Origin of the sequence: Paenibacillus methanolicus (genome assembly GCF_008124765.1) — a bacterium.
GTDB lineage: Bacteria > Bacillota > Bacilli > Paenibacillales > Paenibacillaceae > Paenibacillus_Z > Paenibacillus_Z methanolicus.
Window position 1 is genome coordinate 342,971 of sequence record NZ_VNHS01000006.1, and the last position, 12,764, is coordinate 355,734.

Sequence of the window (12,764 nt, forward strand, 5' to 3'; positions counted from 1 at the left end):
CGGCGATAGTAGTTTCGCTCCGTAGAAATACAAGATGACTTGTTGCTGCCTCCCCCTTCCCTCTCCGCCAGGTTAAGAGGGCTCCGCCCTTTTGATCCGACTTTTGTTGCTCCCTCCCCCCTTCCCCCTCCGCTGAGGGGAACCAAAGGGCTTTGCCCTCTGGACTCCCTTTTTCGTGCCGTCTCACTTGTGCGCGGTCGGCGGATTGGGCTTGAGCGGGGCACGCTTTTGTCCTGACGGACAAAGCTTCAGTGGGTATTGAAGTCCGTCCTAAGACACAATCCTGTAAACAATACTGTGTTGCAATCAGTCCCGTTCGGACGAGCTGCCGGTCTCGCTCCGTGCGAGCGCCGCCTGCGTGACGATTCGCGCCAGCTTCACGTAATTGTCGATCATCGCGCGAACGCCGTCTTGATGCAGCCGCTTGTCGTTGAACGCCAGCGTAAAGGCGAGCTGACCGTTCGCAGACGCCGCTTCATAGGAGAGCCGCAGGTCGAATTGACGGAGCGCATCGTTGTCGCCGCCGTTTCTCCGGAGAAATAGCGGCAGCACCTCGCTTTCCGCCTTGTCGATATGGAGCGACTCGAGCGCGGCCAGCTGGTAACGCGGATGGCTGCCCGAGTCGTCTCGAAGCGCCCCGCGCGTCAAGCGGACGAGCGCGCCGAAATCCGCCGCTTGGCGAATATCCAGCTGCAGCGAAACGGCCGAGCCGTCGCTTCCGAGCGCCGCCTGAACCGGCACGGCCGGCTGCTTGCTCAGGCTGGCCAGCACGTACGCGAACAGCGCGAGCAGCACGGTCTCTTCTTCCGTCTCTTCCGCTGCCGCCATCCGCCTTAGCCCTTCGGCCAATTCGGCTTCGAGCGAGAACCGGAAAGCGCGTTCCTGCTGCCGCGCGCCGCCGGCTGCCGCCATGAACGCCGCCGGCACCGACAGCAGCGGCAGCTCCCGCAGCGCCGTCTTGGATAGGGTCATCTCCATGAAAGCCGCCAGCTCGGCGATCGTCGGATAGGCGAACAGATCCGTCACTTTGACGAGCTTCGGATACAGCTCGTCGATTCGGGCATGCGCCCGGATGAGCAGCAGCGAATTGCCGCCGATCTCGAAGAACTGATCATGCACGCCGACGCGCGAAATATTCAGCAGCTCGCCCCAGATTGCGGCCAGCCGCTTCTCCAGCTCGCTGCCCGGCTCGACATGCCGGCCGGACGGCGCCGAATTCGTCTCCGGCGCCGGGAGCGCGGCGCGGTCCAGCTTCCCGTTCGCCGTCACGGGCATATACGGCACGCGAACGAAGTACGATGGCACCATATAGTCGGGCATATCAGTTGCCAATTGCGCGCGCAGCTCCTGTACGGAGAAATCTTGGTCCGATGCGTAATAGCCGCATAAGCATAAGCCGCCTTCGCGGTCCGGTCGCGCCAGCACGACCGCTTCCCGAACGCGCGGATGCTGCAGGAGGCGATATTCGATCTCGCCCAACTCCAGCCGCTGGCCGCGGATTTTCACCTGATTGTCGATGCGTCCCAAATAGTCGATATTCCCATCCGGACGCCATTTCGCCAAATCTCCGGTCCTGTACAGCTGCCCGTCGCCCGCGATCGGATGCGATGCGAACTTCGCTTGCGTCAGCTCCGGACGATTCGCATATCCGCGGGCCACGCCAACCCCCGCGATGCACAGCTCCCCCGGCACGCCGATCGGCCGAAGCTCGCCGTGGGGACCGAGAATGTACAGCCGAATATTATCGATCGGCTTCCCGATCGGAATGGAGCTCGCTTGCGCTCCCGGTTCGCAATCGTAATAGGTCACGTCGACCGCCGCTTCGGTCGGGCCGTACAAATTCGCCAGACGCGCATGCGGGAATAACCGGTAGAACGCCTCCGCCTGCGCGGGCTGCAGCGCCTCGCCGCTAGCGAACGCCTGCTTCACCGAGCGAAGCCGTTCGGCCGCATCCGCCCGCTCCGCGTATTCCGCGAACATCGTCAGCATGGACGGAACGAAGTGCAGCGTCGTTACGTGCGCCGATTCGATGGCGTCCAGCAGCTGCGAAGGATCCTTCTCGCCGCCGGGCTCGAGCAGGTACACCGATGCACCCGCCATGCTCCACCAGAGCAGCTCCCATACAGAGACGTCGAAGGTGATCGGCGTCTTCTGCAAGATGACGTCGGAAGGTCCGATCGGGTACCGGGACTGCATCCAGTTCAGCCGGTTGACGATCGAGCGGTGCTCGACCATGACGCCCTTCGGCTGGCCGGTCGAACCGGACGTGTAGATGACATAAGCCAAGCCGCGCGAATCGGTGACCCGTTCCGTTGCATCCGCTAGGCCAACCTGCTCCGCCCCCTCAAGCATCATGTCCTCGTCCAGCAGGAAGATCGTTCCTGCAAAATCCGAAGTCAGGCCCGCGTGCACCTCGTGCGCGAGCAGCGCGCAAGCGCCGCTGTCCGCCAGCATGTGCGCGATCCGCGCCGCGGGCAGCGCGGGCGAGATCGGCAAGTAGGCGCCGCCCGCCTTCAACACGGCATAGATCGCGATCATGAGACCTGGCGAACGCTCCGCCATGACGGCAACGACGGCGTCGCGTCCGACGCCGCGTTCTCGAAGCCGCGCCGCGAGCGCTGCTGCCCGCGCGTTCAGCTCGCCGTACGTCAGCATCCCGCCGTCCCACGTGACCGCCGGCCGGTCAGGCGTCCGCGCGGCATGCCGCGCCATAGTCTCATGCACGAGCAGCTCTTCCGGATACGGACTCGCCGTCTGGTTGAACGTCTCCGTGATCTGCGTCATTTCGTCCGCCGACATCATCGTCAGCTCATGGAGCCGCCGGTCCGGGTCCCCGATCGCTTCTCGCAGCAGGTGGACGTAATGCCGCGCCATCCGCGCCGCCGTCTCCTGGCGGAACAGGCCGGAAGCGTATTCCAGCCGGCCGGACAGCCGACCATCGGACATGGCGATTTCGAGCGTCAAATCGAATTTCGCCGTGCCCGACTCCAGATGCTCCGCGCTAATCGAAAGGCTGTTCGCCGACAGCGCGGGCAGCTCTTGATTCTGCATCGCGAACATGACGCTGAACAGCGGCGGCCGGCTCGGATCGCGCCTCACGTTCAGCTTCTCGACCATCGCCTCGAACGGGTAACGGTCGTGCGACAACGCCTCGATCGTGCCCTGCTTCACTTCGGCCAGCAGATCGGCGAACCGTTTGTCCCCCGACGGATAATGCCGCAGCGGCAGCGTCCCCGCGAACATGCCGATCAGCGGCAGCGTCTCCGCCTGCCCCCGGCCGGCTACTGGCGTGCCGACGATGATATCTTCTTGGCCCGAATATTTGGCGAGGAGGGCGTAGTAGCCCGCGAGCAGCACCATATACGGGGTGACCCCCTCGCTTGCCGCGTACGCATGGAGTTTCCGCTCCAATATGTCGTCGAACGCAAGCGGCACGCTCGCTCCCTCGAACCGCTGGACGGCCGGCCGCACGACGTCCGTCGGCAGTTGCAGCACCGGCAGCTCGCCCGACAGCAGCTCCAGCCAATAGCGTTCATCATCCATGTAAGCTTCCGTCCGTGCTAGCTTGTTCTGCCAGACGGCGTAATCCTTGTAATGAATGGCGAGCGGCGGGAGCTCCTCACCTTGATACAGGGCCAGGAATTGCTCCGCGAACACAACGCCGGACAACCCGTCGGCGATCAAATGATGGAAGTCGAAGATCAAGTAACCGGCGCTCGCGCCGACCTCGACGACGGCCGCCCGCATGAGCGGCGCGGTGCCGAGGTCGAACGGGCGAACGAAGGCCGCAAGCTGCTCCCGCGCATCTGCTTCGCTATCGGCCGCGTAGCGCTCCAGCTTGAATGCGGCCGTCTCGTGAACGAACTGCGCCGGCGCTCCGTCCGCCCAACCGAACGAGGTGCGCAGCGCTTCATGCCGCGCGATCAGCCGCTCGATCGTCGCCTCGACTTTGCGCGCATCCATCTCGCCTTCGAACCGCAGCGCGAATGGCAGATGATACGCGGTGCCGATGCCCTCCATTTGCTGGAGCACGAACAATCTTTGCTGCGCCGACGAGAGCGGGTAATGACGATGCGCCTCCGCCCGTTCAATCACGCCATTGGCTTGCGTCCCCGTCGCGGATAGCAACCGCGCCAATCCCCGGATGGTCGGCTCCGCGAACAAGTCGCGTATGGAGACCGACAGCCCCAGCCGCTGCTGGATCAGCGCCGCCGCCTGCGCCGCTTTGAGCGAATGGCCGCCGAGCTCGAAGAAGCTGTCCGTGACGCCGAATGCCCCCGTACCTAGCACCTGCCGCCAGATGTCTGCCAGTTGCGCTTCCCGCTCGCTGCCCGGCATTACGCGCTCCGCCTCGCCCGCGGCGAGCGGAACCGCTTCCGGCAGCGCCCGTCGATCGGCCTTGCCGCTTGCCGTCAAGGGCATCGCGGTGAGGCGCGCCCAATGGGTCGGCACCATATAGTCCGGCAGCCTTGCGGCGATACCGCCGCGCAGCCCGCGAAGTTCGATATCCTCGTCGGCCACGACATAGGCGCACAGCCGGATGTCCCCGCCATCGTCCGCAATGACCGCGACCAAGCAGTCTTTCACGCCGGGCTGCTTCCGCAGCTCGGCTTCGATCTCGCCGCATTCGACGCGGTAGCCGCGAATTTTCACCTGATGATCGATGCGCCCCAAATAGTCTAGATTGCCATCCGGGCGGAGGCGCGCGAGATCGCCCGACCGGTACATGCGCTCGCCGGGTACGTAAGGGTCCGGCACGAATCGTTCCGCGGTTAGCGCAGGCTGATTCCAGTAGCCTCTCGCCAGTCCCGCTCCCGCGATATAGAGTTCGCCCGCAACGCCCGCGGGCAGCAATTCGCGCCGTTCGTCGAGCACGTACAGACGCGTATTGTCGATCGGACGGCCGATTGGAACGGACAACCCCAGCTCGCCTTCCGTGCAATCGTAATAAGAGACGTCAACCGTCGCTTCCGTCGGACCGTACAGATTGACCAGTCTCGCCGGCCGCAGCCCCTTCAGCGCCCGGAACCGTTGAACCAGTCGGACGGGGAGCGCTTCTCCGCTGCAGAATACGGCGCTTAGACGATCCAGCTTGGCGAACGCGCGCGGATGACGCTCCGCGTAGTCGAGGAACGCGCCGAACATCGAAGGCACGAAGTGCAGCGTCGTCACGCCATGCGCCTCCATCGCCGCCATGATTCGCGACGGGTCCTTCTCGTCGCCGGGCGCGAGCAGGCAGACGGATGCGCCGGCCAGGCTCCACCAGAACAGCTCCCAGACGGAGACGTCGAAGGTAATCGGCGTTTTCTGCAGCACGACATCGCCGGGCTGAAGCGGGTACGCCTTCTGCATCCATTCGATCCGATTGATGACGCTATGATGCTCGATCGCGACGCCTTTCGGCCGGCCGGTCGAGCCCGAGGTATACAACACGTAAGCCAATTGACGCGAGTCGATCACTTGTTCCAGATCTCCGCCATCCTGTTCATACAGCCCCGCGTCATCCAGCAGCAGCAGGTCGCCCTCGTACCCGGCGCCTTGCGTCCACGCTTCATCCGCGAGCGGCCGCTGGGCAAGCAAGAGGCTGGTCCCGCTGTCCTCCAGCATGTAACGGATGCGTTCCGTCGGATAGGCCGGGTCGATCGGCATATAGGCGGCGCCCGCTTTCAGAACGGCCATGATCGCGACCATCATCTCCGGCGACCGGACCGCCAGCACGCCGACGATCGTATCCGGCGCGGCCCCCCGCTCTCGAAGCGTGCGAGCCAGCCGATTGCTTCGCTCGTTCAACTCCCGGTACGTTAGCGTTCGGCTCCCGCATGTGACCGCCGCCGCTTCCGGCATCGATCCCGCTCGTTCCTCGAGCCACTGATGGATAAGGCGTTCCCGGTCATACGGCGCGCGCGTGTCGTTCATCGCAAGCAGCAGCCGGCGTTCCTCTTCCGCGGACAGGAGGGGAAGGTTCTCCATCGAACGATCCGGCGCGATCGCCGCCTCGCCCAGCACATGAACGAACCGCTCCGCGATGCCCTCGGCCGTCTCGGGCTTGAATAGCTTGGCGTTATACTCGAATACCGCGTCCAGTCCGCCGTCCTCGCGGCAGTACACGTCTAATTTGAAATCCAGCTTGGATGTGCCGTTGTGATATCCGACCTGCTCCCAACGGATGCCGTCCAGCTCGAAGCGAAGATGCGGATCGAGCTCGTTGTGGAAGATCAGCATCGTATCGAACAGCGGATTCCGCGAGGCGTTCAGCTGATCGCCGTCGAACGCCGCCATCGCGTCGAAAGGAAAATCCTGATGGTCGTACGCTTCCAGCAGCACGGCATGCAGCCTGCCGGCGAACGCGCGGAACGTCTCGCCGGGAAGCACCGCTGCCCGGATCGGCAAATAGTTATTGAACATGCCGATCATCGACTCGGCATCCGGGTGGGCGCGGCCGGCCACCAACGATCCGACGATCAACTCGTCTTGTCCCGTATATAAGCGAAGCGTCCACATATAGGCGGCGAACAGGAGCGTATTGACGGTAACGCCCAGCGAGCGCGCCAGCCGATCGATGCCGTCGGCGAGCTCCAGTCCGATGGCTTCTCGCGCGATGTCGCCTTCATACGTTCGGAACGGCGTCCTCGCATAATCCGCCGGCAGTTGAAGGACCGGCCACTCGCCGGCCAGTTGCCCGCGCCAATAACGTTCTTGCCGCGCGAACATTTCGGAGGAATCCCGCTTCGCCTGCCAGACGGCGTAATCTTTGTATTGGATGGTCAGTTCGGGCAACAACTCGCCGGCGTACAGCTGCTGGAAATCCTGAACGAGACGCGAGATCGATATGCCGTCGCATACGATATGGTGAAAATCCATCAGCAAATAACTGCGGCCTTCTTCGGCGAACAGTCCGAATCGGCATAGCGGCGCCTCGCTCAGATCGAACCGGCGGGCGAAAAACCGCTCCGCCGCTTCGTCTATCGCGTCGCTGCCGGTTAAGAACATGATCGGGCATTCCGCATTCGGCACGACGCGCTGCCGAATCTCCCCATGCGCGTGCTCGAAGCAGGTCCGCAGCGGCTCGTGCCGCTCCACCAGCGCGTCGATCGCCTCGCCCAGCTTGTGCGTATCCACATGGCCGTTCACCGCGAGCACGAGCGGAATATGGTAACTCGTGCCGATGTCGTTCAACTGTTCTTGGATGAAAATGCGCCGCTGCGCCGGCGTCGCCGGATAGGTATCGGCGGAAGACGCTTGCGTTAGAGGGGCGGCCTCGCCTTTCGCGGCCGTCCGCAGCCAAGCCGACATCTCGGCAACCGTAGGGTGGTCGAATATGTCTCTCATGCCGGCTTCGAAGCCGAATTGCTCGCGCAGCCTGGCGGCGAGCATCGTCGCCTTCAGCGAGTTGCCGCCGAGCTCGAAGAAATGCGCGCTGCCGCCAATCGGCCCATCGATGCGCAGCACTTCCCGGAATAACGTTGTCAAAATCCCTCCTAACTCGTCCGTATGGTCCTCCGCGTCTCTTGCGCCGGAATGAAGGTCGCCGAACATGCCGTTCAGCGCCTCGATAGTCGCTTGAAATTCCCCCCTTTCGAATTGTTCCGCTAATTTGTAGCGCTGCAGCTTGCCGCTCGTCGTCTTCGGCAGCCGTTTGACCGGCAGCACATGCGCGACTTCGATGCCCGCGCCTTGGTTCAGGTGCCGCTTCAGCTTAGCCGCCAAGTCCGCGAACTGCTCCGGCTTCCGGCGGTATAGGACGAACACCAGCGCGATGTTCGCGCCCGTCGCCGGATCGACCGCGCCCGCGGCCGCCACCTTGCCGAGCTCGATCTCGTCCAGCGCTTCGGCCAGCCGCTCCAGATCGTGCGGGTAGACGTTGCGTCCGTTGACGAATATCAGATCTTTCTTCCGGCCGGTCACGGTCAACCGACCGCCCCGCAGGAAGCCCATGTCGCCGGTGCGCAGCCAACCGTCCGCCGTGAAGACTTCGCGGGTCGCCGCCGCATTATTGTAGTACCCTCGCGTCACGTTAGCTCCGCTGATCTGAATCTCGCCGACTCGCTCGGCGGCTAGGATCGCGCCGTCATCGCCGCAAATCCGCAGCCCGCAGCCTTCCACAGGATAGCCGAGATCGACCAGCGTTAATCGCCGCTCGTCGTCCGCTTCCGCCGTCCGGACAAGCGAGTTCTCGGCTAGCGAGTCCCGGTCGATATGGGCGCAAATCAGGCCCTCGTTCACGGGCGGGAACGTGACGGCGAGACTGGCTTCGGCCAAGCCGTAGACCGGGAACATCGCGCCAGGCCGTAAGCCGTAAGGGGCTAGGCGCTCCGTGAATAAGCGGCACCATGCTTCCGAGATCGGCTCGGCGCCGTTGAATATGAGCCGGACGCAGGACAAGTCCCACTCGCGGGCTTGCTCTTCTTTGAAGTAGTTCAGGAAGTGTTTGTAGCCAAAATTAGGAGAGGAGATCTGGGTGATCCGATGCTCATGCGCTTTCTGCAGCCATAGCGTCGGGTTTTGAACGAAAAGCGATGTAGGCATGACATATTGATCGATGTTGGCATAGATGGGCGACAGGTGAAAGCCGATTAAACCCATATCGTGCGTGAGGGGCATCCAGCTCAGGGACGAGCCGTTCTCCGCCGCGTGAGAGCCATTCACGATCTGCTTCATGTTGGCGAGCAGATTGCGGTGCGTCAGCGTGACTCCTTTGGGCTCGCCCGTCGAACCGGACGAGAATTGGATGAACGCGATGTCGTCCAGGCCGGCTTCGTAGATCGTCCCGAGACCACCGAGGCGGTCAAGCTCCTCGAGATCGACGAATCGCTCGACGAACGAGGACGTTCCGTCCGTCGCATCGCCCCAGATTCGTTCAAGCGGCGTCCGGTCTTCCCGGGAAGCCGCCAGGAAAGGACGATTCAGCAAGCTCAGAATGTTGCCGAGCTTCGCGCGTTGCTCGTCATTGCCCGCTTCCGTTACCGGCACCGGACGGAAACCGCCCAATATGGACGCCCAGAACAAGCAGACGAACGTCTCGTTGTCGTCGATCTGCAAGACCAGCTCGTCCTCGGGCCTCATCCCCTTTGCCTGCAGGGCAAATAGCAGACGATGCGCCCGATCGTATAATCCGGCGTACGACAGCGATCGTTCATGCGCCGCCTGGATGAAGGTCATCCCTTTCTCTTCCGACGCGCGGTCTTGCAGCAGTTGCGTTAAACTTCCGAAAACGGTCAAGGCATCAAACCCCCCATGAATTTGAACGAGCACTGACGTTGCAGGACGCTGGCAGCTATGCGGTTGTAGGCGAGAAGTAGTAAATAATAGCAATTCTAAGACGTCGCCATCCAACCGACAAGGACAATTTCCTCTTGGTCATGGGGGAATAATGACTGGATAAACCAAGCATTCATAGGCAAATAGGATGGGTAATATTTTCCATAATATACTAAATTCCATTACTTCCCGGACTATTCGACTAGTAGGCGGGGACTGCTCCTTAACATGCATTTCATACCTTGTACGATATTCCATAATATTGAAAATCTTATTTGTCATGCCGGCCATTCTTTCCGCTTTTGCGCCGCCATTCCCTCATGGCTTTACAAAAATCGAAAAGTGTGCGCGTCGATCCCTCGCCCGGATTCGACGTCTTTTTCGCGATCTTGCTCTTATATCCCCGGCAACCGCTAACCTCCGCCGCCGCGTGGTACACTGATGCCAATTTCATCCGAGGAGACGTGTTCCCCCATGCATACCGTTATTGAACCGAAAATATTGTACTTTGGCACCTCCATTGTGTTGATCAGCACGCTGAACCCGGACGGGACGCCGAATCTGGCGCCGATGTCGTCCGCTTGGTGGCTCAACCGCTCCTGCATGCTCGGGATGAGCGGCAAGTCGCAGACGGTGCGAAACTTGCTGCGGCACGGCGAGTGCGTGCTTAATTTGCCATCCGTCGACTTGATTCCGGCGATCGACCGTTTGACGCTGCTAACGGGCAGCGATCCGGTCCCGGCCAGCAAAGCCGAACGGGGTTATCGTTACGAAGCCGATAAATTCGGGATCGCCGGGCTAACTCCGACTGCGTCGCATGCCGTTGCTCCGCCTCGGGTGCTGGAGTGCCCGGTGCAGCTCGAAGCGAAGCTGGTCCGCGCGCATCCTTTCGAACAGCCAAGCTCGCTCGTCGCCCTGGAAGTCGCGATCGTACGCGTTCATGCGGAGACATCGATCCTGTCTGCCCAAGGTTCCAGCTATATCGACCCGGCGAAATGGAAGCCGATGATCATGAATTTCTGCGAATATTTCGGACTTGGCGATCAGTTGTCGACCTCCAGGCTTGCCCCCGTATTCGGGCCCGCGGCCTCGCTGCCGGCTTCGTCCGCGCCTGCCGATTCGAATTCGTGAGCATGCAAAGCACGGCAAATAGCCCGGGATTCCCCGGGCTTGCCGTGTGACTGATGCGCGTCAAATATGCCGCCGGCAGCTTGTCGTTTGCCAGACTCGGAAAGATCAGCCGCGTAGGTTTAAGCGTACCCCAAAAATCGCAGCGACCTTTCTCGCCTAGCATTCGTCGCAGGTCCTCATGCCAAACCACGCCTGTCCTAGCCGTAATATTCCCTCTTCCATCTGGCTCTCGTCCACCCCGCCAAAACCTAAATAAACGAGCGCTGCGGCATCTGGATTGCCGCCCCCCTTGGCGTTATCCCGATCGGCGCGGCTCATGCGGCCGACGTACACGCGCACGCCTGCCTGCTCCGCCTTCTGCATCCAATCGCTCGCGCCTCCCGGGGCGCGTATCGCCAGTTCGACGTACAGTCCCGCGCCGCCTCCCGTAATGACGGCATGCGGGGATAATCGTTTATGGACCAGTTCGATCAGCCGTTCCCGCTTCTTTTGATAGATCAACCGCATCCGCCGAATTTGTCGATACCAATTGCCTTGGGCCATATAGAGCGCCATCGCCAGTTGATCGATACGGGAAGGCGGGGACAACACGCTGCCCTCATTCGCCAGTTCGGGCAATAGACGTTGCGGAAGCACGAGATATCCGATGCGAAGCGCCGGCGAGAATGCCTTGGAGAACGTCCCTAGGTAAATGACGCGGTCCTCCTCGTCCAACGCCTTCAAGGACGGGACCGGCCTGCCCGCATACCGGAATTCGCCTTCGTAATCGTCCTCGATGAGGTAAGCATCCTCGGCGTTCGCCCATTGGAGCAGCGCCTTGCGGGCCGGATAAGGCAGCGGCTGGCCCGATGGCCGATGAGACGGCGTCAAGTAGAAGGCGCGAACGCCCATCTCGCTAAACGCGCCGCCGTCCAGCTTGCCAGTATGGAGCGAAATATCGTGCAAAGTAAACCCATTCTGCTCGAAATGCGCTCCGACTTGCGCGATGCCGCCCGACTCGAACGCCACGCCCGCGGGACGATCGCGAAGCAGTCTTCCCAGCAGCCGTATGCTTGCGCCGATGCCTCCGACGATGACGACCTGCTCGGGCGAGCAGCGCGCGCCGCGCGAAACAAGCAAATAATCGGCGATCTGCTTGCGAAGCGCCTCTTCTCCCCTCGCGTCGCCATACCGGTGAAGCGTGCCGCCATATTCGTCGATCGCCGCCGCTATCGCCGCTTTCCACTCGCGAACGGGCAGCGATCTCGGATCCACGGCCAGCAGGTCAAAATCGATCACGTTGCGTATCGGCTCTTCCCGATCCAGCATGCTTATGGGCTTAACCTTTGAATGGCCGCCTGCCGATGCGCGCGCTGCCAGACGAGGTGCCGCCTGCCGGTGAACGGTGTCGTGGCGATCAGCTATTTCCATCGGGAACCGCGGATTGACGACATAGAACCCCGATCTCGGCTTGCTGATCAGATACCCTTCTTCGAGCAGCATATGGCAGGCGGTCTCGATAGGCGTCTTGCTCATCGACAGCTGAAGCTGCATCGCTTTCACCGAAGGGAGTTTGGTGCCATCGGGGAGCGTCCCTTGCAAAATCATGCCGCGAATCGCGCCGTAGAGCTGGCGGTACAGCGGCTGATCATCGTTTTGCGGCAATGTGATTTCCATGTTCGCCCCCTAATCTGACCTCTAAATATTCGCTTCATGTATACCTTTATCCATGGTCAACATTAAGTATAAGCTGATGCATATCCCCCTTCAATCCTCATTCGAAAAGGAGAATAACCATGCCTGAACAATCGTCAACCGCAACGCCGGAGGTGCGACCATGAGCGCCTTCGATTCCGCCCTCAGCGCCGAGGCCCGGCTCGCGCAGCTTGGCATCTCGCTCCCCCAGGAGAGCGAGCCTGCCGCGAATTACGCCAATGTCGTCTTCGCCGGGTCGCTGCTCTTCGTCTCGGGCAAAGGACCAGCCGGCCGGCCAAGCGGCAAACTAGGCCAGACGTTCGCGACCGAGGACGGCTACCGGTTCGCGCGCAGCGCCGGGCTCGAAATCGTCGCCGTCGTCCGCCAAGCGCTCGGCAGCCTGGATCGGGTCGCGCGCGTCGTGAAACTGCAAGGGTTCGTGAACGCCGCGCCGACGTTCGGAGAGCATCATCTCGTCCTGAACGGATGCTCCGATCTGATGCGCGAGCTATTCGGCGAGCGTGGCATCCACAGCCGGTCGGTGCTCGGCGCGAACTCGCTGCGCGACGATTTGCCGGTGATCATCGACTCCGTTTTTCAAATCGCGAATTGAATTCGCCGCATGTCGGTCGAGCGCGAGCGTACGCCTTTCTGGCTAACCTTGCGCGGTTCAGCTCGCCGATCCGATCGCGCATCATTCC

The 12,764-nt window shown here is 61.9% G+C and carries 4 protein-coding genes; 2 read left to right on the plus strand and 2 right to left on the minus strand.

Going from position 1 to position 12,764, the window contains the following annotated elements; genetic code table 11:
* Positions 1–306: 306 nt before the first annotated feature.
* Positions 307–9,219 (minus strand): non-ribosomal peptide synthetase, encoded by an 8,913-nt coding sequence (locus tag BCM02_RS17715; RefSeq protein ID WP_148930444.1) that lies wholly within the window; start codon positions 9,217–9,219, stop codon positions 307–309.
* A 513-nt stretch (positions 9,220–9,732) separates the two neighbouring features.
* On the opposite strand from BCM02_RS17715, the gene BCM02_RS17720 reads away from it, so the two are divergent.
* On the plus strand, positions 9,733–10,389 hold the full coding sequence (locus BCM02_RS17720; RefSeq protein WP_148930445.1) for a flavin reductase family protein: 657 nt from the start codon (positions 9,733–9,735) through the stop codon (positions 10,387–10,389).
* A gap of 156 nt (positions 10,390–10,545) precedes the next feature.
* Here BCM02_RS17720 and pdxR read toward each other — a convergent pair whose 3' ends face one another.
* Positions 10,546–12,045 carry a MocR-like pyridoxine biosynthesis transcription factor PdxR gene (gene pdxR / locus BCM02_RS17725; RefSeq protein ID WP_148930446.1) on the minus strand — a complete coding sequence of 500 codons (1,500 nt, stop codon included), beginning with the start codon at positions 12,043–12,045 and terminating at the stop codon, positions 10,546–10,548.
* 160 nt (positions 12,046–12,205) lie between these two features.
* Here pdxR and BCM02_RS17730 point away from each other — a divergent pair, with 160 nt between their 5' ends.
* The gene (locus BCM02_RS17730; protein WP_148930447.1) at positions 12,206–12,676 is read left to right on the plus strand and encodes a RidA family protein; all 471 of its coding nucleotides are present in this window, start codon (positions 12,206–12,208) and stop codon (positions 12,674–12,676) included.
* The last annotated feature ends 88 nt before the right edge of the window (positions 12,677–12,764 follow it).